Origin of the sequence: Pseudomonas sp. S4_EA_1b, assembly GCF_016307435.1 — a bacterium.
In the GTDB taxonomy this organism is placed as follows: Bacteria; Pseudomonadota; Gammaproteobacteria; order Pseudomonadales; family Pseudomonadaceae; genus Aquipseudomonas; species Aquipseudomonas rhodesiae.
In genome coordinates this window covers 32,020-53,655 of the sequence record NZ_JAEILC010000036.1, presented here as the reverse complement: position 1 = coordinate 53,655, position 21,636 = coordinate 32,020, and the positions used below count along the sequence as shown (strand labels likewise).

General features: G+C 63.0%; 16 protein-coding genes. 4 read left to right on the top strand and 12 right to left on the bottom strand.

Annotated features, from left to right (window positions below):
• Positions 1 to 57: 57 nt before the first annotated feature.
• Entirely contained in the window at positions 58 to 4,746 is a 4,689-nt protein-coding gene (locus tag YA0848_RS12770; protein WP_184315829.1) for a hypothetical protein, read from the bottom strand.
• Between the two features lie 149 nt (positions 4,747 to 4,895).
• On the opposite strand from YA0848_RS12770, the gene YA0848_RS12765 reads away from it, so the two are divergent.
• From YA0848_RS12765 to YA0848_RS36410, 4 genes are all read left to right on the top strand, one after another.
• Positions 4,896 to 5,186, top strand: coding sequence for a DUF5629 family protein (locus YA0848_RS12765; RefSeq protein WP_034098244.1), 291 nt, complete (start codon positions 4,896 to 4,898; stop codon positions 5,184 to 5,186).
• Positions 5,173 to 6,348, top strand: a complete 1,176-nt coding sequence (locus YA0848_RS12760; protein WP_184315827.1) for a lactonase family protein — start codon at positions 5,173 to 5,175, stop codon at positions 6,346 to 6,348. Before YA0848_RS12765 ends, YA0848_RS12760 begins: the two co-directional genes overlap by 14 nt.
• Positions 6,349 to 6,504: 156 nt before the next feature.
• A complete protein-coding gene (locus tag YA0848_RS12755; protein ID WP_034098240.1) occupies positions 6,505 to 6,684 on the top strand; it encodes a hypothetical protein in 180 nt (59 codons plus the stop codon).
• 160 nt (positions 6,685 to 6,844) lie between these two features.
• Positions 6,845 to 6,970: a hypothetical protein gene (locus YA0848_RS36410; protein WP_256203866.1), complete on the top strand. Its 126-nt coding sequence runs from the start codon at positions 6,845 to 6,847 to the stop codon at positions 6,968 to 6,970.
• A gap of 14 nt (positions 6,971 to 6,984) precedes the next feature.
• On the opposite strand, the gene YA0848_RS12750 is transcribed toward YA0848_RS36410, so the two are convergent.
• The 11 genes from YA0848_RS12750 to YA0848_RS12700 all read right to left on the bottom strand — a co-directional run bounded on the left by YA0848_RS12750 (position 6,985) and on the right by YA0848_RS12700 (position 21,617).
• Positions 6,985 to 7,578 (bottom strand): glutathione S-transferase, encoded by a 594-nt coding sequence (locus tag YA0848_RS12750; protein ID WP_169902658.1) that lies wholly within the window; start codon positions 7,576 to 7,578, stop codon positions 6,985 to 6,987.
• On the bottom strand, positions 7,575 to 11,213 hold the full coding sequence (locus YA0848_RS12745; RefSeq protein ID WP_169902657.1) for an AAA family ATPase: 3,639 nt from the start codon (positions 11,211 to 11,213) through the stop codon (positions 7,575 to 7,577). Before YA0848_RS12745 ends, YA0848_RS12750 begins: the two co-directional genes overlap by 4 nt.
• Entirely contained in the window at positions 11,210 to 12,451 is a 1,242-nt protein-coding gene (locus YA0848_RS12740; RefSeq protein ID WP_169902656.1) for an exonuclease SbcCD subunit D C-terminal domain-containing protein, read from the bottom strand. The genes YA0848_RS12745 and YA0848_RS12740 overlap by 4 nt, the downstream gene beginning before the upstream one ends.
• 91 nt (positions 12,452 to 12,542) lie before the next feature.
• On the bottom strand, positions 12,543 to 14,180 hold the full coding sequence (locus YA0848_RS12735; protein ID WP_198712251.1) for a BatD family protein: 1,638 nt from the start codon (positions 14,178 to 14,180) through the stop codon (positions 12,543 to 12,545).
• Complete coding sequence (locus tag YA0848_RS12730) at positions 14,177 to 15,925, bottom strand: tetratricopeptide repeat protein (RefSeq protein ID WP_047882358.1); 1,749 nt, start codon at positions 15,923 to 15,925, stop codon at positions 14,177 to 14,179. The genes YA0848_RS12735 and YA0848_RS12730 overlap by 4 nt, the downstream gene beginning before the upstream one ends.
• Positions 15,922 to 17,010 (bottom strand): vWA domain-containing protein, encoded by a 1,089-nt coding sequence (locus YA0848_RS12725; protein ID WP_034098229.1) that lies wholly within the window; start codon positions 17,008 to 17,010, stop codon positions 15,922 to 15,924. Before YA0848_RS12725 ends, YA0848_RS12730 begins: the two co-directional genes overlap by 4 nt.
• Complete coding sequence (locus YA0848_RS12720) at positions 17,003 to 17,497, bottom strand: DUF4381 domain-containing protein (protein ID WP_034098227.1); 495 nt, start codon at positions 17,495 to 17,497, stop codon at positions 17,003 to 17,005. Before YA0848_RS12720 ends, YA0848_RS12725 begins: the two co-directional genes overlap by 8 nt.
• Positions 17,494 to 18,426 (bottom strand): DUF58 domain-containing protein, encoded by a 933-nt coding sequence (locus YA0848_RS12715; RefSeq protein WP_034098225.1) that lies wholly within the window; start codon positions 18,424 to 18,426, stop codon positions 17,494 to 17,496. Before YA0848_RS12715 ends, YA0848_RS12720 begins: the two co-directional genes overlap by 4 nt.
• A gap of 5 nt (positions 18,427 to 18,431) precedes the next feature.
• Positions 18,432 to 19,391 carry an AAA family ATPase gene (locus YA0848_RS12710; RefSeq protein ID WP_034098224.1) on the bottom strand — a complete coding sequence of 320 codons (960 nt, stop codon included), beginning with the start codon at positions 19,389 to 19,391 and terminating at the stop codon, positions 18,432 to 18,434.
• A gap of 173 nt (positions 19,392 to 19,564) precedes the next feature.
• Positions 19,565 to 19,915 carry a hypothetical protein gene (locus YA0848_RS12705; protein ID WP_034098222.1) on the bottom strand — a complete coding sequence of 117 codons (351 nt, stop codon included), beginning with the start codon at positions 19,913 to 19,915 and terminating at the stop codon, positions 19,565 to 19,567.
• A gap of 91 nt (positions 19,916 to 20,006) precedes the next feature.
• Complete coding sequence (locus tag YA0848_RS12700) at positions 20,007 to 21,617, bottom strand: dermonecrotic toxin domain-containing protein (RefSeq protein WP_169902655.1); 1,611 nt, start codon at positions 21,615 to 21,617, stop codon at positions 20,007 to 20,009.
• Between the last annotated feature and the right edge of the window lie 19 nt (positions 21,618 to 21,636).

Genomic DNA, 21,636 nt, shown 5'->3' with positions numbered 1-21,636 from the left:
GGAGTCCTTTCTTGATTCTTGATTCTTGATTCTTGATTCTTGATGGGAGGGCGATGCTTACGGCGCCAGCGGGAGAAACCAACGCTCGGCCAGGGCCTTGCCGATCAAGCCGCGGTGTGCGTTCACCACCGCCTGAGGGCTTTGCGTTTTGGCCAGCAGCGAGTAGTAGCTTTGCTTCTGCTGGGCTTTGGTTTTCAGGTGCGCGACGCTGTAGTCGGCCTTGGGCGAGTCGTGTTTGGGGTAATGGAAGTGCGCGTACCACAGCGGTGCGCCATTGAGGTCGGTGACGGCGTATTCCTGGATAAAATCGCGCCGCTCGCCGCTCAGTGGCACACGCTCGCTGTAGCGCGCGATGGCCACTTGTTTCTGCGCGAGCAGGTATTCCAGGTTGCCGTGGGTGGGGGGCAATTCCAGGCTCAATTGCAGGCGCAGGGCATCGCCCTGGCGGGTCAGGCGCATGCCGGCCTCGCGCAGCTGGGTGGCCAGCGCCAGGTCGGCGGCCAGGCGTTCGGCCAGGGGCAGGGCCTGGATCGTGCGGTCTAGTTCGGTGGCCAACCTGTCGTAGCGCGTACCCTCGTAATGCAGGATTTCCTGCACTTCCTCAGGATGACGGCAGACGCTGCGGTAGCGCTGCGCACGTTGCAGATGGGCGTCGAGCATGGCCAGCAATTTGCGGGCTTCACCCTTGACCAGGCTCAAGCCACGGGAGGGGGCGGGTGGCGGCGGTGCGAGGGGTTCTTTGAACTCGACCCATTCATCGCCGTCCTGGGAGTACAGGCTTAGCAATTGGTTGCTCTCTTCCGAACGCACCTCCACCACTTCGATCGGCAGGCTGCTGCCGGCTGGCTTCAAGTCGCCGATCAGGGTGCCTTTGCGCCGCGTGCGGATGACTTTTTTCTGCGGTTTGCCCGGCGCCGTCGGCTGGCGCTTTGGCGTACGCACTGGGTTGGGATCGCTTGGCTGAATGGCGTTGGCCAGTTGCAGGTTGACGTCCTGATACAGCTCCTCGATCAGCATGAACAAGGGCGCCGAATAGCTTTGCTCCAGGCCTTCCACATCGACGATGTTCAGACCTTGCAGGGCGTCCAGGGCGCGTCCGTAGTGTTCCACCAGGCTTTCCAGCACGCTGATGCGCTCACTGGCGGGTAGCTCCAGGGCATTGAGTTCGCTGTGAGTTCGCACCTGCTCGACCAACGGTGCTATGAGGGTGTCGAGCCTGTCGAGCCGCACCGAGTCGGACCCTCGCGTCGCCAGCCAGCGCAGGGTGCGAATCTGCAAGGCCTGGATCGCCAGCACACTGATTTCGTCGGGGCGGTCCTGGGTCAGGCGGGTAAAGGCGTCTAGGCCCAGTCCGCCCAATTCGTGCAGTTGGGCGAGGTAACGGTCCTTGACTTTCAACCACTGGATCGAGCGCTCGTTGATCGCCAGCAGGTCCTTGATAAATTGCTCGTGGCCGGCGCGGTTGGCCAGCACCGCCTGTTTCAACGCCGCGCCCAGGCGCGTGAACGGTGCATTGGCCGTGTACAGCGCTTGGCGATCGGTTTCGGCGATGACCACCAGTTTGCGCCCGTTGTTGACGATGTTTTCCATCAGGGCTGCGACGGTTTGCGTCGACAGCGGGATACTCAGCTCCCGTCGTTCCTGCACGCTGTCGAGAATCTGTTGGTATGCCTGGGTCTGGGTCAGCAGCGCGCTTTCAAATTGCCGACGTTTTTCGGCGCGCTGTGCCGGTGTGAAGCGTGGGTCGTCCTGGGTCTTCTCCATGACGGCCTGGGCCACGTCCACGCGCTTTTGCTGCTGGGTTTGCTGGCCCAGAAAGTGGCGGTACTCGCTGCTCAAGGTCTCGACGCGCTTGGCATTGAGCTGACGCCGTGCGGCGATGCGGTTGGACGGCATACCGCCGCGTAGACGCAGGCGCGTATCCACGCTCCAGTTCCCCTGTCGATCAATGCGCAAGGGCGGGCCACGGCGGTTGCTGTCGACGGGGTCGACGATCAGTACGTCGCCAGTATTCGCTTCCATCCACACCCGATACCACTGACCGTCCAGTTGGGCGTACCACTGGTTGTCGATGCGGTACAAGCCTTTGTGCGGCCCGCTCGCCACCGGCTCGGGCACATCGGGCGGCGGCGTGGTGCTGTAACTGTTCAGGCGTGCGCGCTGACTGGCGGTCAGGCGCCAGTGGGATTGAGCGAAACGGAAGTCCAACAGCGCTTTGTCGGTGCCTGGCAATACACCGGGCAACCCGACGCTGCCTTGATGGATACGCGGCGCGGGCGGGGCCGGCCAACGCTCGGCGAGCTGGCGCGGCAATGCCAGGGGCGGGCGCCGGCTCCGTGCTGGGGCAGTGGCGCCAGCGGGCAACGGCGGGCCTTCGAACAACGACAGGCCCAGGTTCAGCAACAGGTCGACACTGGCCAATTCCCGCGTTTGCGCATCCATGGCGTTCAGGCCCTGAATGTCTTGTTTAAGGCTGTTGTAGAGATTGCCCAGCCAGGTGGTGAGCAACAGCGGGCCGCGTAACAACGGGTACAGCACCCCACCGAACAACAATCCGCCACCTTCGAGCAGCAGTTTCCAGCGGCTTTCGTGGTTGGACACCGATTCGCGGTCGGCCTGGGCGACCAACGCGCGGGCGTTGCTGCTGTACAGGTACTGCATCAGACGACCGGTGATCAGGCATTGATGCAGCTCGTCGTTCAGCCCGTCCTCCGACAGGGTGGCCGGCCCAGGCGTGCGCAGGGGGCTGAATTCATCGCCCTGGCCAAAACGCAGGTAATGGGGCTGACGAAAACCGCCGTTGGCATACACCGGGCGCGCGCTATCGCTCATCCACAGCAATACGCTGTTCTGCACCTCACCCGGGCTGGCGATGGCCTCCAACAGCGCTGCGCGGCTGGGGAATTCCAGTAAGGCTTGGGCGTAAAGCGGGCGATAGAGGATATGGGGACCACTGGCAATGTCCTGGGCTTCGATCAGGTACATGTTGGTCACCACGTCGGGGCTGGCCGCCGGATGACGCAACAACGCCAAGTGGCGAATGACCACGCCCTGCTGATCGGCCACCGTCAGGGCCATGAGCGCGGCCACACGCCGGGCGCCGTCGCGGGTCATGCCGTTGACGCCGCGCAGGCTCTGCTCCAGGGCCAGCAGCGGCAGTTGCGCGGTGAGCTGGTCGGCGAACAGTGTTTCGCGTCGACGGGTTTCTTCACTGGGGCCCAGCAATTGGTCCTCCAGCAATCGTGGGTAATGCAGGCCGATGTCGACGCGTTCGATCAGGCCGTTCGAGCCGGTGAGGTAGTCGGCGGTCAGCCAACCCGGGACTGTCAGGCCGGCGCGATGGGCGATGCGCATCTCGCCGCTGGGGCGTGCGCTCAGGTTATTGATCGCCAGGTCGGTGAGGCTCATGCGTTCGTGCTGGGTGATGCCGACGGTGCCGGGGAAACCGGCGGAAATGGCAAAGGTCAGTTCCAGTTGGTCGGGGTCCAGTGCCGCTACGTCGGCCTGTGCCACGCCTTCAAGGCGCACCGCGTCGGCTTGCAGCTCGCGCAGCAGGCTGGCGACGGTGAAGGCGTGAATATCCGGGATGCCGCTCAGAAAGGTGCGGCCGCCGCCCCGCCGCTTGGCACTGGCCAGGGCCAGGCTGTAGCGGCGGTAGGCGGCCTGGGCGCTGCTGTCGGCGTCCTTGAGGCCGCTGGGCAAATGGGTGCGCAGCGTGGCCAATAGATCCGTGGGCACGCTGGGCGCGTCGAGAAAGTACGCCGTCGGGTCGACAAGCCCGCGACAGTGCGCCTGTAGCGCGGCGAACCCGCCGTTGGCCGGCAGTCGCAGTGCGCCCAGGTGTTCCAACTGTTGATTGAGGATGAGCGCGGCTTGATGGTCGAATATATCGCCGTCCGGTTCGTAGCGTTGGATCAGCACTTCGTCGAGCTGATAACGGGACGCCATGCGTTGCCCCCAGGCCTGGGTCAACGCATCCATGGACGGGAACGCTTCGATAGTGCCGCCGGGGCTGCACAGCAATACCGTCGCAGTGCCATTGGTGGGGCGGGTCAGCACCAGGTGTGGGTCGAGCACCGTGACACGGCGCTCGGCGCTGCGCAGGGTGGTTTCCAGGCAATAGACCAATACCGCCTGGGCGCCGTGGTGGCTCATGCGTTGCTCACGGTCCGGGGTGGCGGTCAGTTGGTCGAGGGTTTGTCGGGCCGGTTCCGCCAGGTCGGTCCGGCGCAGGGCGGCGATATGCAGCGTGTCCTGGAGCAGGCGGGCCATCCAGCGCCATTGGCCGTTGCCGGTGTGGTCGCGCCAGTAATTGTTCAGCGCGTTCTGCAAACCCACGGGAACCGTGTCCGCCAGTTCTTTGATCAGGCCCTCGATGACTTGCATGTCCAGCCGCGATTTGCCGTCTTGCGGCAGTGTCAGCCGACGCGGCGGGCTGGTGGTGAGGTAGAAACTCAGGTTGCCGATGTCGCTGAAATCCAGGTTGGCGGTGCCGCCCAGGTAGTCCTGCACCACAGAGAGCAGCGGGCGGAATACCCACTGCTTGCCGTTGGGCGTGGCCAGGCGCGTCGCTGAGAGGTCGAGGGCCAGGGCAGGGTAGCGCTGGGCAATGGCATCGCTGAGCAGTTGGCTGACCACGTGGGCCACGTCCGGCAGCCCGGCAAAGTGAGCGGCGACCGCCTGCGCCGCGGTGTTGGTCACCCCCGGCAGCAGGGGGGCGGGGTGGACGGGGGTTGAGTCGGGCATTGGCATTCCATCGCGTTATGAGAAGGTGCCGAGCATGACAAAGCCGTCGCGCAGACCAGGCATAACCGGTTACCGCAAGCGCACAAAGCGCGCCAGGCGAGGGTGGATTGGCCTATCATCAGCGCCTTTCTTCCTGATGACTGATCCCGATGACTGCTACCGGCCTGCCCGCTGAACTTAACAACGCTGACATGCTCGAAATCGATGGCTTGCATGCCTTTGATTTCACTTCCGACGACAAAGGCCTGCGCATTACCTGCATGGACGGCCGCGCCGAAAAGCGCTGGTCGTTCAGCCTGATGCAGGTGCAGGCGGCAACCTTTGACGACGCCTTGCAAAGCTGGACCCTCACCGGTGATTCGGGCGAACACCGCCTGGTGTGCATGAGCGCCTTCACCGGCAACAATAATGACGAGGAAGACGAGCATGATGATGCGTAAATTCTGGCCGCTGCTGATGGCCGGCAGTGTCGGTGCGATGTCGGCGCAGGCCGCGCCGACAGACACCTATGAACTGTTGGTGGGCAGCTACACCGCCGGCTCCAGCGAGGGCATTTACCGCCTGCAATTCGACAGCCGCACCGGGCAGTTCCAGGGCAAACCTGTGCTGGCGGCCAAGGCCGCTAACCCGTCGTGGCTGACGGTGTCCAAGGACCAGAAGCGGCTGTTTGTGGTCAATGAAAATGGCCCCGGCCAGAAGGACGCGGTGGGGCGCGTGAGCAGCTACGCCATCGACCCGAAAAATCACCAGCTCACACTGATCAACCAAGTGCAGAGCCTGGGCAACGAGCCGACCCACTCCAGCGTCGCCGCAGACGGTCGTCACCTGTTCGTCGCCAACTATTCCGTACTGGAAGACCCAGGCGGCAGCCTGGCGATCCTGCCGGTGGACGCCACTGGCAAGTTATCCGCACCGGTGCAGTTGAGCGGGCACCCGGCCAGTCGGGTCAACCCGCAGCGCCAGGCCTCCAACCATGTGCACGCGGTGGTGTCGTCGCCGGACGGGAAGTACGTGTTCGCCAATGACCTGGGGGCGGACAAGATTTTTGTCTACCGCTACGACCCCAAGGCCAACCACGAGCTGCCCCTGACCCCGGCCGACCCGGCCTCGGTGGCATTGCCGCCGGGCAGCGGTCCGCGCCATTTGCTGTTCAGCGCCGATGGCAAGCACGCCTGGCTGACCACCGAGATGAGCGCTCAGGTCGCGGTGTTCGATTACGCCGACGGCAAACTCACACAAACCCAACTGGTCGACTTCGCCGCCGGGCAACCAGTGTCCGACAAAGCCGGCGCGGCGCTGCATGCGTCCAGTGACGGCAAGTTCCTGTACGTGAGCAACCGCGGCACCGCCAACCAGATCATCGTGTTTGGCGTGGACCCGGCCACCGCGCACCTCACCGAGCTGCAACGCCGCAGCGTGGAAGGCGACCATCCGCGCGAATTCAGCCTGGACCCGAGCGGTAAGTTCCTACTGATCGCCAACCAGAAAAGCAATGAAATCGTGGTGGTCGAGCGCGACCCCAAGACCGGCCTGCTGGGTAAAACTGTGCAGAAATTGCCGATCGATGCCCCCAGCGACCTCAAATTCCTGGTGCGTCAATAAGCCACAGGCCCCGTACGCCGGGGCCTGAGCTTTTGTATTAATTGCATTAATAGCGGCTACTGTTTCAAAGCATTTCTAAGGTTTAACCCTCGGGCGTAAGTTGGGTTCCAAGGCCTTCACCGGCCACTCAACCAACCGTACACAAGGGTTACCGACATGAATTTGAACCTGTTCTCCATCATCGCCGCTTCCGCTGTTTCCGCCACCGTAGCCTTGCCGGCGGCGGCCAGCGTGGAAGTCGCCGGTCGCAAGTCCAGCACCAGTGCCTACACTCAGAAATACCTGCAACAAAGCGCCAACTTCTATGCCGCGCTGGATCACAAAACTCAACACTGAGCCCTGCACAGCAGCAGACGCCAAACCACTGGAACGTCGATCGGCGTTCGAGTGGTTTGGCGTTTTTGCCTGGGGTGAAAAAAGCCGCTGTAATATCACATTGCCATGTGTTTAAATTTGACGCTCAACTTTTGACGCGCCCATTCCTGGAAACGACAGCATGGCCCTTCGACTCGCTGCAGCAATCCTGTTTCTGTATTCCGCCCCGATCCTGTCCTCCGTGCAGCCCCTGGAAGGCGAGCCGGAAGTGGCTCATGAGCGATTGTTGAATTTGGCCCAGGGCTAACGCGCTGGCACACCTTACGCCTTGGCCATCACGCCGATAAACAAGGGCGATTGCAGGAACTCATCCAGCCATTGCTGCAAGCGCGGGTAGGGCGCACGGGCAAACCAATCGCGGTCTACGTGGGCGAACTGACGCACGAACGGCGCCAGCGCCATGTCCGCCAGGCTGAGGTGCTCGGCCAGTAAGTAGGCGCGCTCAGCCAGCAAACCTTCCAGAGTGTGCAAGAACACTGCGCCTTCGCCCCGATAGTGTTCCATCGGGTATTCCGGGTAGCGTTCGGCGTATTTGTAGCGATTCAAGCAATGCTTGAACCCGCCGTCATTCTCGGCAATCAGCGCCAGCACCGCCGGGTCGCCGCCCAGCAACCAATCGTCGGGATCGTGCTGGGCCAGGGCCCACTGCATGATCGCCAGGCTTTCGTCGATCACCTGGCCGTCCACACTCAACACCGGCACCGTGCCCTTGGGCGAGAGTGTCAGCATCTCTTGCGGCTTGGCCTTCAAGCTCACCTCGACAATGCGCACCGCTACGCCGCTGTAGCGCAACGCCAGCCGCGCGCGCATGGCGTAGGGGCAGCGGCGGAACGAGTACAGCAACGCTTCGCTCATTTGACCTCCAAGGTGCTCAGGCCATTGCCCTGACGCTTGACCTGGATCTGCACCGGGATGCGTTCATGCATTTCCTGGACGTGGGAAATCACGGCGACTTTGCGCCCCTGGGCCTGCAAACCGTCCAGTGCGTCCATGGCCAATTGCAGGGATTCGGGGTCGAGGCTGCCGAAGCCTTCGTCGATAAACAACGACTCAATCTTCAAGGTACTGGACGCCATCGACGCCAGCCCCAGGGCTAGGGCCAGCGACACCAGAAAGGTCTCGCCGCCGGACAGCGAATGCACCGAGCGCAGTTCATCGCCCATTTCGGTGTCGAGCACCAACAGACCGAGCATGCTGCCGCCGCGCTTGAGGCGGTAGCGCCGCACCAGCTGGCGCAGTTGCACGTTGGCGTGATACACCAGCAGATCCAGGTTGTAAGCCTGGGCGATCTTGCGGAAGGTGTCGCCGGTGGCCGAACCGATCAGGGCATTCAGCCGAGCCCAGCGTTGCCATTCTTCATAGGCCTTGGCGATCTGCTCGGCCAGCACGTTGTTGGCCTGCTGGCGACGTTGGTCTTCGGCCTGGCGCGCGCGCAGTTCGGCGCACTGCTTCTCCGCATCGGCCAGTTGCTGGCTGAGCGCGGCGAGGTGGTTGTCCAACTGTTCGGCGTCGAGGTTGCCGTTGTGCAGGGCCTGGTGTTCAGCCAAGCGTTGTTCGCGCTCTTGCAGCAAAACCTTGGCTTGCTCCACGGCTTTTTCGCTGGTTTGCAGGCGCTGACGCAGTGCGCTGACCTGCGTGTCATCCATGGCCAGCAAGCGAGTGAGACCGGCATCGTCCAGTTCCGGGTGCGATGCACGCCATTGGCTCAGGCGCGCATCGAGCGCCTGTTGTTCGGTGTGCAGCGCCTGTTGGCGTGCCTGCCACGCCTTAAGGTCGGCGGCCAGTTGGATCAAGGTGGTGCGGGTGTCTTGGAGTTGCTGGTTGGCGTCGCTCTCGCTCTGACGCGCCTGGGCCACCGCTTGCTCCAACTGCTGCTGCCAGTGTTCCGCGCTGGTATGGGGGCCCAACAGCTCGGCGAGGGCTTGCGCGGCGGCCTGTTGCTGGCGGGTCAGTTCGGCCACTTGCTGGCTCAGCGCCTCCAATTGCGCCTGACGATGCTGTTGATGGGTCTGTTCTTTTTCGATGACCTGCTGACGTTCCTGTTGTTCTTCGCGTTCATCCCGTTGATGGCCTAACTGTTCCAGGCGCTGGCTGACCTGTTGATCGAGCTGCATAAAGGTCGCGGCGGGATCGTTGCGCAGGCCGTCCAGGGTGTCGGCGGGCAACAGGCTGGCGAATGCGTTGAGTTCCTGTTCCAGGCGCTCGCGGTCATTGGCCAGTTCGCGCTGCTGGTCGAGCCATTGCTGACGGGCTTGTTGGCTCGCGTCCTGGGCCGCTTGCAGTTGCTGCTGCAGGCGCCCGGCGTTCTGTTGCAGGTTGAGCAGGGCGCTCTGGCGCTGCTCGTCCTGGCTGATGCTCTGGCCGAGCTGAGCCAGCTGGGTTGCCAGCCAGGGGCTGCGTTGGGGGGCGTCCTGATTGAACAGCGCGGCGCTCAGCGGGTGGGCGTCCAGGCTTGGCTTCAGCGCCAGTTGTTGCGCGGCTAACTGCTCCTGCTGGTGCAGAAACTCCTTTTGCTGGGCGATCAAACCGCCCACTTCGCCCCGCAGCTCGGTGAGTTTCTCCTTGAGTGCATCCACCGCCTGTTGCGCCGTGGCTTGCTCGTTCTCGTCATGCCGGCCAAGGCTGTGCAGCAACGCTTCGGGTTGGTGATAGGGGTGCTCGTGACTGCCGCACACCGGACACGGCTGGCCGTCCTGCAATTGTGCGCGCAACTCTTCGACGCTGGCGCTGCGGGCCAGGCGCTGACGTTCCAGCAGTTGCTGGGTCACTGTCAGCGTCTGCTCGGCCACGCTCAGATCGGCCTTGGCTTGCAGGCCGGCCTGGTTCAGTAGTTCGCGTCGCTGTTGGGCGTCGGCGAGTTTCTGGGTGAGGGTGGCGGCCTGCTGATCCAGCTGCTGCTGACTGTCCCACAGCCGCGTCAGGTCTTCGACGGCGCGTTGCTGCTTGCGATTGTCCTGCAACAGGCTGGCGAGCAGTTGGATCTGCTCGGCCACCGCCTGGGGCTCGGCGCCGGCTTCCTGGTACAGCAGGGCCAAGGCGTCGCGCTGACCGGTAAAGGCTTCGGCGGCGGTGTTGGCGCGGTGTTCCAGTTGTGCCAGTTCGGCCTGGCCTTTGTTCAGGCGATTGCCGATCAGCATCAAGTGTTGCAGGCGGTCGCGGTAAGCGGTCCAGGCATCGGCCAGGGGCGCCAGCGCGGCGCTGCGCTCAAGGTCGTCGGCCAGGCGTTGCAGGCGCTCGGCAACTTCGGCCTGTTTGGCCTGCAACGCGCTGAGGCGCGCTTGGCCTTCGCTGCTGGCGGCGGCCTGTTGCTGCTGGTCGGCGCTGTGCTTGGCCAGGTCTTTAGTCAAATGGGCGAGGCTGTTTTGCCCGTCGAAGGCCTGGCGCAGCAAGGGGACGGCGTCGCTCTGGGCTTGCAGCGCGGCTTCCAATTCGGCGTGGGCGCTGGCTTGCTGCTGTTGGGCCTGGTCCTGGCGCGTCAGCAATTGGGCCTGCTGCGCGATGTGCTGCTGAATCTGCGCGGCCAGCGGGGTGAGCTCCGCGGCCAGCTCGATCTGGCGGGCGAAGTGATGACGTTGCGGCGCCAGTTGCTCCAAGCGACTGAGGTCTTCGCGCTGCGCGCCCAGGCTGTCCCAGTCGGCCTGGGCCCGTTGCAGCTGTTGGGTGGCGTCGAGCTGGCGCTCCTGCCATTCGCGCAGTTCCTTGAGCCAGGTGTGCTGCGCTTCCAATTGCTTGAGCTGGGCTTGCTGCACCTTGAGCTGCTGCTGAGCCTCGGCCAGTTGCCGGTCCAGTTCGGCGCGGTCTTCGGCGCTCAGCGGCACCACGCCCACGGCCTGGTCTTGCAACTGTTTGTGCGCGTCCCTGGCCTCCTTGGCCTTGTCGAAGGCGCGGCGGCCGAGCTGGGTGTACAGCGCCGTGTCAGTGAGTTTTTCCAGCAGCTCGCTGCGCTCGTTGTCGTTGGCCTTGAGGAACGCGCTGAACTCGCTCTGCGCCAGCAACACGGCGCGGGTGAACTGTTCGAAATTCAAGCCCAGGGCCAGTTCCAACTGGGTTTTGTATTCGGTTTTCTGGCTGGCCAACAGTTGCTCGCTGTCCAGATCGATCAGGCTTTGCCGACTGTTCTGCAACTTGCCGCTGGCCTTGTCGCGGGCGCGATTGGCCTCCCAGCGCGCCCGATAGCGACGGCCGCTGACGCCGACAAAATCCACCTCGGCATAGCCGCCGCCGGTACCGCGCCGGAGCAGGGTGCGCGGGTCACCGATGGAAATATCGCTGTCGGCATCTGGCATCTTCGCCTGGCCAGTGTCGCCCAGGCGCGGCACTGCGCCAAACAGCGCCAGGCACAGCGCATCGAGCAAGGTGCTCTTGCCGGCGCCGGTCGGCCCGGTGATAGCAAACAACCCGGCACTGGCCAGGGGCTCGGCGGTGAAGTCGATCTCGAACGGCCCGGCCAGGGACGCGAGGTTTTTCAGGCGAATGGCGAGGATTTTCATGGCTGCTCCTCCTGCTGTTGCACTTCCTGGAGCAACATGGCGAAGTCCTTCAAGGTCTGTTCATCCACTTCACTGCCATAGCTGTCCTGCCAGGCGCGGCTGAACAACTCCTGGGGCGTCAGTTGGTCGAGTTCGATCAGGCGCTCGTCGTCACTTTCATTGCCACTGCGGATACCGGCGTATTCGGCGGCGATGCGCACCAAACGCACGGCCTTGCCTTGCAGGGCGCTTTCGATCTGTTGGCGCAGGTCCGGCTGCGGCTCGTCGAGGCGCACGCGCACTTCGAGCCAGGGGTGGCGCTGGGTTTCGGCCAGTAGATCGATGTCGGGCAGATCGGCGAGTTGCTTGAGGATATCCGCCAGCGGTGCGGCGTCCAGGCGTTGCAGCTCCACAGAGCGGGGGATCAGGATCGGTTCTACGCCCACCAGGCATTGGCCCTGGAAGGTCACATCAAGAATCTGGTGTTTGTAGCCGATCTCGGAAAACGACAACGGAATCGGCGAGCCGCTGTAGCGAATGCGCTCTTCGCCATTGACCTTTTGCGGCTTGTGCAAATGGCCCAGGGCAACATAGCCGACACTGTTGTCGAACAGGCTGGCGGGCAGCGCCTCGGCATTGCCGATGATCAGGCTGCGCTCGGAGTCCTCCGACACCGAACCGCCGGCCATATGCGCATGGCTGATAGCGATCAGCGCCTGGCCTTTTTTGCGTTTGGCATTGGCGGCGGCGATCAGCTTCTCATGCACCTGGCCGATGCCGCGCAGGTAGTCGTCGCCCAACTGCGCGCCGGTCACCTCCGCCGGGCGCAGAAACGGCAACGGCAGGCACCACGCGGCAATCTTGCCTTTGGCGTTCGGCAGCGGAATCAGCAGGCGTTCGGCATCCAGTTGCCCGTCATCGAGCCACAACACGCGGCCGAGGGCATGGGTGCGCAAGCGCCGCATCAACGGCGCCGGCAGCTCGATGCGCGAGCCGGAATCGTGGTTGCCGGCGATCATCACAATGGTCAGGTCGGGGTTTTGTTCATGGGCGCTGATGATGAAGTCATACAGCCGCTCCTGGGCCTTGAGGGGCGGGTTGACCGTATCGAAGATATCGCCGGCAATCAGCAGCGCATCGGGATGCTGAGTGCCGATCTGGCGCAGCAGCCACTCAAGGAAACAGGCATGTTCGAAGTCGCGTTCCTGGCCATGGAGGTTTTGGCCCAGGTGCCAGTCGGAGGTGTGGAACAGACGCAAGGCGAACTCCGTGGGGTAGAGAGAAAGGAGGGGAGTTTACCTGCATTGCCAACCCGTTGCTCCAAACCAGGCAGATCCACTGTGGGAGGGGCTATTTGGGATACAACGGCGGCAAACTGGTGGTGTCCGTCGCCGGGTCCGCTTCACGTTCAGCCATGGGGATGGCCTTGATCGCGCGCCACAAGTCTTCGCCCAGCCAGTACTGGCCGCTTTCGCTGTAGAGCGCACCGTTCAAGCCATCCAACGCATCCGACAGCGGTACGAAGCGCGCGGCCATGTCGGCCAGGGTTTCCGGTTGTTGCCGCGCCCAGGCATCCAGCGCCTGGCGGGTCGCCTGCGGGTCGTTGGCCTGGGTGGCGCGTTTGAGGTCGTCGAGCAACGTGCGCGGGCTGGGGCCGGTTTGCGCCGCGCGTTGCACCGCTGGTTGTCGGCGGGCGCGCCACCACAGGCCGAAGCCCAGCAAGGTGGTGCAGGCCAGCAGCAAAGTGCTCAGTTGCCACAGCCACAGGCGGCTATCGTCCGGAGCAGTGATGATGGTGGGGGTGGCGGGGGTGTCCACCATCAGGCTCGGGTTATTGGCCACCTGCAGAGTGCGCGCCGGCAGGCTGGTGCGCTCCAGGTGGTCCTCATGGGTGTTCCACCACACCACATCGACGGCGGGCAGCTCCAGTGCGCCGGCGCGGCTGGGCACCAGGGCTTCGCGGTCTTCGCGGCTGCCGATCAGGCCGCGGTCGCTGGTCTGGTTGCCGAGCACCGGTTGATCCGGGTAGCGACGCAGGCCGCTGATTTCTGTGCTGGGCAGGGCCGGCAGTTGTGCGCTGGAGAGGCCCTCGGCCTTGACCGTGAGGCTGCGGGTCAGGGAGTCGCCGACCTGCACCTGTTGCGGCTCGGGGTTCCAGCTTTCGCTCAGGGTCAGGCTACGGGCCGGCAGCCACGGGGCATCGGCCGGGTAGAGCGCCGGTTTGGGCTTGACGGTCAATTGCAGAGGCGCGGAGCTGACGTGGATCAGCTTGCCCGGCTTGGTGCCTTGCAGCGTATTTTCCTGAGGCGGGCGTGATTCAACCAGGGTGGCGCTGAAGGTCTGCGCACCGACCTCCAGGCTGCCGCTGTGCTGCGGGTAGATCGCATAGCGGGTTTCGATCACGCCATGACGGATGCTGTTGATGACTTTTTCATAGGTACGCGATTCCCCCAGTTGCTCGACGCGTGCATCGGCGATCTGCAACGGTGTAAGGCTGCTGTCGTCATACAGCGAAACCGAGTGGTACACGCGCACGGTCAACAGCGCCTGGGCCTGAACGTACACACTGTACTGGTCGAGGTTGGCTTCGACGAATACCGGCGCCAGTTCCGCGCTGGTGTTCTGGCTGGCGGTTTCGATCACTTGCAGGGTAATCGGCTGGGTCTGAAGCTCGCCCACTTGAAGCGGTGGGATCACCACGGTGCCGTTTTCCTTGGGCAGCAAGGTGATGATCCAGCGCGTGGTGGCGTGGTTGTCGCCGCCCAGGGTGGTGAGCTGGTTGATCTGCCGCGTGCCGCTGACTTCAAACTGCGCATCCAGGGGCGACAGGTCGGGCTTGCCGAACTGTGTGACATCGCTGGATTCCACCGTCAGTTCCACTGTTTCCCCGGAATTGAGGCGGCTGCGGTCAACGCTGGCGACCAGGTTCGCCGCCTGGGCGGTGCTGGCCGACAACGCGAGCAGAAGCAGAAGGGTGGGGCGGCTCATCGAGTCTTGTCCTGATGTTGTTGCTGTTCGTACCAGAATTTACGCCGCAGCAGTTCGCCGGGGTTATCCGGGATCTGCCGCAGCCATTGTTCCAGGGCCTGGCGCTGTTCATCCAAACTGGCATCGGTGCGGCGCAGCGGTGGGGTCGTGGTTTGTTCGTCGCCCAACTCGCTGCCCGGGACTTCATTGCCGCCGCTAGGCGGTTTGGCGCTGGCCTGGGGATCGCCGCTGCCGGCTTCGCCCTGGCCCTGAGGGGATGCTTCGCCGCCGGTGCCGGTTTGCCCGTCGGCGCCCGGTTGCGCAGTCTGGCCCGGTTGATGGGGTTCGTCATCTGGATTTTCCGCTGGTGACTCGGGCTTTTGCTCGGCCTGCGCCTGGGCCTGTTCCTGTATCAAGGCCTCCACCAGGGCTTTGTTTTTCAACGCTGGATGCAGATCGGGTTGGGCTTCCAGCGCCTGGTCGTAGGCGTCCAGCGCCGCCTCCAGCTCGCCGGCCTTGGCCAGGGCATTACCACGATTGTAGTGAGCATAGGCGTCATTGCTCTGGGCAAAGCGCTTGGCCGCCTCGGCGTAGTTGCCGGCTTGGTAAAGCGCCACGCCCTGCCACTGCGGGTCTTCGAAACGCTCGGCGGCTTGGGCCGGGCGTTGTTTCTTGAGCAGGTATTGGCCTTGCTGGTCCGGGCGCAGCCACAGATCCGTCAACTCAAACGCGTAACTGGGTTGCGGTGCGCTCAGCAGTAATAAAGGCAGGCAGAACAGCCAGCCGCGGCGACCGGCGCAGGCCGCCAGCAGCAGCAATGGCAGCAGCAGCCAGTAACCCTGGTCGGCCCAGGTATCCAGGCGCAGGCGTTGCCCGTCGTCGCGCAGGGTCTGCGGCGCATCCAGCATGCCGAGTTGGCGCAGGTCTTTATCATCCAGCCGCGCGGCGCGGTAACGGCCGCCCATTTCGCTGGCGAACGCCTTGAGGGTCGGGCTGTCCAGGCGCGGCACCAGGATCGCGCCTTGTTCGTCCTTGAGGAACTCGCCATTCTCTTGGGTCACCGGGGTGCCCTCGCGGCTGCCGATGCCAAGGATCGACAGGCTCGGCGCCTGGGCACTTTGCAGCAGCAGACGGATGCCTTGGCGTTCCTGCTTGGACAGCGACGAGCCGATCAGCAACAGCCGTCCTTGGCCCAGGCCGGCCTGGTTCAGCAAGCCCAGGGCTTTTTCCACGGCCAGGTCGGCACGATGGCCGGGCTCGGGCATGATCGAGGGGCGCAAGGCTTCCAGCAGATTGCCGCTGGTGGCCAGGTCGTCCGACAGCGGCACCAGGGTGTGGGCACTGCCGGCGTACACCACGATGGCGGTCTGCGCGTCGCTGCGGGCCTGCAACAAGTCATACAGCTTGCGGCGCGCCTGCTCCAGGCGGTTCGGCGGGCTGTCGGTGGCAAGCATTTCCGGGGTCAATTCCAGCAGCACCACCAAGGGGTCGGATGGTTTCTGGCTGGACTGCTCCACCCGTTGCCAACTGGGGCCGAGCAAAGCCAATAGCGCCAGCAGCCAGGCGATACCGAGCACCACCCACGGCGATTTGCTTTCGCGCCCGTTGCCACCGCTGAGCAGCACCCCATGGAAGGCCGGCGGCAGGATCATCTGCCAGCGCCCGGCGCGTTTTTGCCGATGCCACAGTTGCCACAGCAACCAGCCGAGCAGCGGCAGCAGCAATAGCCACCAGGGGCGGAACCAGTGCGGCCATAGGTCGATCATCGACGCCTCCGCAAACGCAGGCGTTTAAGGCGTTGGCGCCATTGCGGCTTGGGTTGCAGGAACATGCCCTTGCTCGCCAACTTGTCGAACCCGCGTTGCAACGCGTTATCCGGCCAGCGCTCCTGGATCACCAGCAACAGGCTCAAAATCAGCGCCAGTGCCAACGGCGCGCTGTACAGCGCCAGTGCCGGGCGGGCCTGGGTCGGTTGCTGCTCGACCGGTTCGAGGGTGTCCAAGGTCTCTTTGATGGCTAGCAGCTCTGCACCGTCGCGGGCCCGGAAGTACTGACCGCCAGTGGCCTCGGCAATCGCTTTGAGCGCCGGTTCGTCGAGGTCCAGGCTTGGGTTGACCCCAAGGATGCCCAGCGACCCGGTTTGTTCGGGGTCGGCGCCGATGCCGATGGGGTAGATCTTCACGCCTTCTTCGGCGGCCAGGCGCGCCGCGGTCAACGGGTCGATCTGCCCGGCGTTGTTGGCGCCGTCGGTGACCAGGATCAACACGCGGCTCTGGGCCGGGCGCTGGCGCAGACGTTTCAAGGCCAGGCCGATGGCATCGCCGATGGCGGTGTTCTTGCCGGCAATGCCGATGCGCGCTTCATCCAGCCAGGCGCGCACGGTGCGGCGGTCGAAGGTCAGTGGCGCCTGTAAATATGCCTGGCTGCCGAACAGGATCAGGCCCACGCGGTCGCCTTCGCGGCTCTCCAGAAAGTCGCCGAGCAGGTGCTGGACGAGGTTCAGGCGGCTGATGTCTTCGTCCTGCCAGTGCATATCGGGGAAATCCATGGAGCCCGACACATCCACCGCCACCAACAGGTCGCGCCCACTGGCGGCGATCGGCAGCGGTTCGCCGAGCCATTCGGGGCGCGCGGCGGCGGTCAACAGTAACAGCCACAACACTACGAACGGTGCCTGTTGGCGCCAGCCCGGCAGGTTGGAGCGCGCGCGCCGGCGGGCCAAGCTTTCGAGGTCGCTGAGGTAGCTGACTTTCAGCGCCGGTTCGCCGCTGTCGGCGGCGGGCAAGACTTGGCGCATCAGCCAGGGCAGCGGCAGCAGGAGGAAGATCCACGGCCAGGCGAACTCAAACATGTTTGCGAATCCAGGTGTCGACGGCTTGGGTCAGACCGGCGATGGCCTTGTCGTCGAGTTTGCATTCGGGTTTGTAGGCGCCTTCCACCAATACCATCCAGCGCGTCAGGCCGGCGGCGGGGCAGCGGTTGTCGAGGAACGCCAGCCATTTGCGGCCGTTGAGGGTGTGGCTCTGGCTGTAGGGGTAGTCGTTGCGGCACAGGCGCTTGAGCAGGCCATTAAGTTGTTGCAGCCAAGCCCCGGCGGGCGCGCCGTCGTAGGGTTTGGGCATCAGCGCTAATTCGGCGAGGGCGGCGATGCGTAAAGGGTCCAGCGGTTGTTCGGCACGCACCACCGGGCGGCGCGTTGGCAGAAAGCGGCGCAGCGACCACGCGCCCCAGCCAAGCAGCGGAATCAGCAACAACAGCAGCCACCAACCCGGTGCGGGCGGCCAAAAACCTATGGCCGGCGGGGCGATCAGCGGTTGCAGTTGCTCAAGGCTGCTCATTGCTTTTTAACCGGGCGTTGTGGGTTGAGGTATTCGCGCAACTGCTCGACCATTTCGCTCTGGGTGCTCAACGGCATCAGCAGTACCCGCAGTTTCTGCGCGAGTAATTCCCAGCGCGCACTGCGGGCTTCGGCCTGGGCCTTGTAGGCTTGACGCAGGTCGTAATTGAGGGTGTCCAGTTCCAGTTGCGCGCCTCGCTCGGCGAAGCGCAGCAGCCCGGCGGCAGGCAGCGCATGGTCGAGGGGATCGGAGATCGGCAACAGCAGCAGGTCGCAATGGCGCGACAGCAGGCTCAATTGCTGCTCGGCGCCTTCGCTCAGCGCGCGTTCGTCACAGATCACGATCACCAGGCTGCCGGGGCGCAGGACTTCACGGCCACGGCGCAGGGCCATGCCCAGGGCGTCGGCCTCGGGGCGGGTGTCGGTGTTTAAGCTCTGGTTGACCCGCACCAGGCGGTTGAGCAATTGCAGCAGGCTTTGCTTGCTGCGGCGCGGCTTGATTTCGTAGTGCTCGTTGTCGCCGAACACCAGCCCGCCGACCCGGTCGTTATGCCCCAGCGCCGCCCAACCGATCAGGCTGGCGGCCTGGGCGGCGAGGACCGATTTGAACATCTGGCCGGAGCCGAAAAACAGCCGGCAGCTTTGCTCCACCATGATGAAAATCGGGCGTTCGCGCTCTTCGTGGAACAGCTTGGTGTGCGGTTCCTGCGTGCGCGCCGTGACGCGCCAGTCGATGGTACGCACGTCGTCGCCGGCCTGGTACACGCGCACCTGGTCGAAGTCCACGCCGCGTCCGCGCAGCTTGGAATGGTGCAGGCCGATCAACGGGCTGCGTTGGCTGGGCGTGGAAAACAGCTGCACCTCGCGCACGCGGTGGCGCATCTCAATCAGCTCGCTGAGCGTGACGCGGATTCCATCGCTGGCATTCATCGATTTCAAGCGACGGCAACGACGTCGAGAATGCGTTGCACCACGCGGTCCTGATCGATACCGGCGGCTTCGGCCTCGAACGACAGGATGATGCGGTGGCGCAGCACGTCGAACAGCACCGCCTGGATGTCTTCGGGGCTGACAAAGTCGCGCCCGGCCAGCCAGGCATGGGCGCGTGCGCAGCGATCCAGGGCGATAGAACCGCGCGGGCTGGCGCCATAGGCGATCCACTCGGCCATTTCCGGGTCGAACTTGGCTGGGGTACGCGTGGCCATGACCAACTGCACCAGGTATTCCTCCACCGCGTCGGCCATGTACAGGCCGAGGATTTCCTTGCGCGCGGCAAAGATCGCCTGCTGGCTGACGCGCCGCTCGGGCTTGGTTTCGCCGTTGAGCGCTTCGCCACGGGCCTGCTGCAAGATGCGCCGTTCCACGGTGGCGTCGGGAAAGCCGATTTTGACGTGCATCAGGAAGCGGTCGAGCTGGGCTTCGGGCAGTGGATAGGTACCTTCCTGCTCGATGGGGTTCTGCGTGGCCATCACCAGGAACAACGGCGACAGGTCGTAGGTGCTCCGGCCTACGCTGACCTGGCGCTCGGCCATGGCTTCAAGCAGCGCCGATTGCACCTTGGCCGGCGCGCGGTTGATCTCGTCCGCCAGCACCAGGTTGTGGAAGATCGGCCCTTGCTGGAACACGAAGCTGCCGGTTTCCGGGCGATAGATTTCGGTGCCGGTGATGTCGGCGGGCAACAGGTCGGGAGTGAACTGGATACGATGGAACTGCGCTTCGATGCCCTCGGCCAACTCTTTGATGGCCTTGGTCTTGGCCAGGCCCGGCGCGCCTTCAACCAGCATATGACCGTCGGCGAGCAGGGCGATGAGCAGGCGCTCGATGAGCTTTTCCTGGCCGAGAATCTGCGTAGAAAGAAAGGTTCGCAGCGCGAGCAGCGCTTCACGATGTTCCATCGATGACGGTTCCTGGAAAGATGAGCCCGCGTGCTAAGAAACAAACACCGGGCTGGGGGGCACTACTTTAATGCATCGAGGGGCGTGGCGACTAACGGCGTAACGGGTATTTTTGGCAAAACTTGTAGGAATTTTGTGCGAAGGTGCACTTCCTGTTGTGAACACTCCCACCATTAAGTCCGGGTGTAGGTGCCGGTGCCTTTGAGGATGTTCTGCAAGGTTTGCTCCACCTCGGCCAGGTCGGAGGCGGCGGTGGCGTGGGTGATCTCCAAGTGATCCTTGCCCCCCAGTGCGTCGGCATCGCCGGCAGCCAGCTCGATGCGCAACGTCGTATCACTCAGGGTGACCTTCAGTCCATCCAGCGTCGACGGCTCGTAATCCCAGGTGAGCTCCACCTCGTCTTCGTCCGGATAACGGCTAAGCATGAACATTTCGCCGTTATTGCCGTGGCAGCACAGCATGGCCATGTTGTCTTCTTCGTCATCGCACGGGGTGGCGAGTAGGTGGGTGGTGGTCAGTTGCATGTAGAAGTCCTGTTTGAAAGGCGGCTTCAAGGCCGCCAGGCTTTAATTCTGCCATTACCTCAGGCTTTGTGCCGGCATTTGTATCAAACCCTCATCCGGGTTTCATAGCCAAGAGCTTGAGCGCGCTGCTTATGGGTTTGAACGCATTCCCCATACCGCTGCTGGCGATAGGGGAGATGGTGTTCAAGGCACCCTTTATGATGCGCTTGTCCGCATTCGGGCGTTTATTGACATGGCTGTCTATGCCGAAGCCGAGTTCTGCGCCACCCAACCCGACGCTTGCCGCTGTCAGTGCTATCCCCAGCGGCGGATAAGCGAGTCCAAGCGGAGCCAGAAGGAGCAGTCCATATTTCGCCCAACTCAGGTATTTGATCGCCGTGTTGGCCGTATAGTCGCGATTGAGTACAAATTGAAAATCAGTAGCGCTTTTCAGATCTTGCTCGGTGCGCTGTTGGAGTTCCTCGAACGGGTTGCCTTGGACTGTTTCGCCATCGAACAGACCACCCTCGTTAAAGTAACCTAACTCTTCCTGTTTGGAGACTGGCAGGCCATCTTGTTTAAGCCACTCGCGAGTTTGTTCTATATGGGCATCGACACCTTTGGATATGAACTCATTGGGGAGATCCTGCGGGCGGAAATAAAGTTTGAAGTTCTCGAATTTCTCCGGGTCTTTCAATTGCTCGGCCAGCCACTTATTCATTTCTGTCTTCGAGTCAAAACCCTTCAACATGGACGCTTGATCGGGAAGGTACAACAGGACCCTGCCTGTGGACTTATCCTGAGTGTAAAAGGCGCGCATTTTATAACCTTTGAAGGTGAGGAACTTCGTTTCCAGGTTTGGGTCGGCCTTATAGGGTTGTTCCAGGTCATTGGACGTCAGGGATGAGTAACTTTTGTCGGCGGGTAGGCCGGCGACACCCATGGCAATTTTTCGATCGTTTTCAGTAAGGGACTGATCATGGTGTTGTGTGTGCGACGCCTTCAAAAAGGCGCCTCGCGATGCCTGGCTGTAGGTATGGCGGGTGTTGTTGTTCCAGTAATTTTCCAAGTATTGGTCATAGGGGGTTTTATAGCTGTTGTCCCAGACCATCTGTTTGAAGTCGGCTGCTGAGATATCGACTCTGTTACTGGCGTCATAGATATTTTCCGAGCCTGGCTGAGGCTCCGTGTAAATACCTTGGAAATGGCTGGTGAACCCGCTTTCGTTGGGGCGCGGGAACATGCCAAGGGCATCCGGTTCTTCTGTATGCCTTGAACTTTCTCTTATTTCAAAAGGGCCGTCTTCTTTTGAACGTATTGCGCCGTTATAACTCGGTTCGTCCTGCTGGTTGAGCCTCGCCGCCTGGGTCAGTGAAATTTTTTGCACAATGACCCCGCTATAAGGTGGCGTGTTGGTGCGATGGTCATAGTGAATACTCACCAAGTAGGTTTTATCGGGGTCAATATCTTTTCCGAACCTTTCCTTTAATCGGCGCCTGACCTCAAGTGAGGTGACTTGATCAGGTGTTTTTGGGGGCGTGTAGTCGGTGCGAAGTTGTTCCACGGCCTTATTGACCGACACTGGCGCTTTGAAGTAGGCCGCCGGGAACTCCTGCCGCACTGCAGGGGCTGCATCGTTCGTACTTGAGCGTGTAGAAGGCATTGCGGAGGGGGCAGCGGCCGCGGCGCCAAGAGTGGGGTTAGAGAGTGGATGCACGTTCATTTGAGCCTCATGGAGTAGT

What these genes read in the sequence shown, in the direction of transcription:
- YA0848_RS12700 (WP_169902655.1), bottom strand. Translation starts at nt 21,617, where the DNA reads ATGAACGTGCATCCACTCTCTAACCCCACTCTTGGCGCCGCGGCCGCT.
- YA0848_RS12745 (WP_169902657.1), bottom strand. Translation starts at nt 11,213, where the DNA reads ATGAAAATCCTCGCCATTCGCCTGAAAAACCTCGCGTCCCTGGCCGGG.
- YA0848_RS12765 (WP_034098244.1), top strand. Translation starts at nt 4,896, where the DNA reads ATGACTGCTACCGGCCTGCCCGCTGAACTTAACAACGCTGACATGCTC.
- YA0848_RS12725 (WP_034098229.1), bottom strand. Translation starts at nt 17,010, where the DNA reads ATGTTTGAGTTCGCCTGGCCGTGGATCTTCCTCCTGCTGCCGCTGCCC.
- YA0848_RS12715 (WP_034098225.1), bottom strand. Translation starts at nt 18,426, where the DNA reads ATGAATGCCAGCGATGGAATCCGCGTCACGCTCAGCGAGCTGATTGAG.
- YA0848_RS36410 (WP_256203866.1), top strand. Translation starts at nt 6,845, where the DNA reads ATGGCCCTTCGACTCGCTGCAGCAATCCTGTTTCTGTATTCCGCCCCG.
- YA0848_RS12705 (WP_034098222.1), bottom strand. Translation starts at nt 19,915, where the DNA reads ATGCAACTGACCACCACCCACCTACTCGCCACCCCGTGCGATGACGAA.
- YA0848_RS12750 (WP_169902658.1), bottom strand. Translation starts at nt 7,578, where the DNA reads ATGAGCGAAGCGTTGCTGTACTCGTTCCGCCGCTGCCCCTACGCCATG.
- YA0848_RS12730 (WP_047882358.1), bottom strand. Translation starts at nt 15,925, where the DNA reads ATGATCGACCTATGGCCGCACTGGTTCCGCCCCTGGTGGCTATTGCTG.
- YA0848_RS12735 (WP_198712251.1), bottom strand. Translation starts at nt 14,180, where the DNA reads ATGAGCCGCCCCACCCTTCTGCTTCTGCTCGCGTTGTCGGCCAGCACC.
- YA0848_RS12760 (WP_184315827.1), top strand. Translation starts at nt 5,173, where the DNA reads ATGATGATGCGTAAATTCTGGCCGCTGCTGATGGCCGGCAGTGTCGGT.
- YA0848_RS12710 (WP_034098224.1), bottom strand. Translation starts at nt 19,391, where the DNA reads ATGGAACATCGTGAAGCGCTGCTCGCGCTGCGAACCTTTCTTTCTACG.
- YA0848_RS12720 (WP_034098227.1), bottom strand. Translation starts at nt 17,497, where the DNA reads ATGAGCAGCCTTGAGCAACTGCAACCGCTGATCGCCCCGCCGGCCATA.
- YA0848_RS12755 (WP_034098240.1), top strand. Translation starts at nt 6,505, where the DNA reads ATGAATTTGAACCTGTTCTCCATCATCGCCGCTTCCGCTGTTTCCGCC.
- YA0848_RS12770 (WP_184315829.1), bottom strand. Translation starts at nt 4,746, where the DNA reads ATGCCCGACTCAACCCCCGTCCACCCCGCCCCCCTGCTGCCGGGGGTG.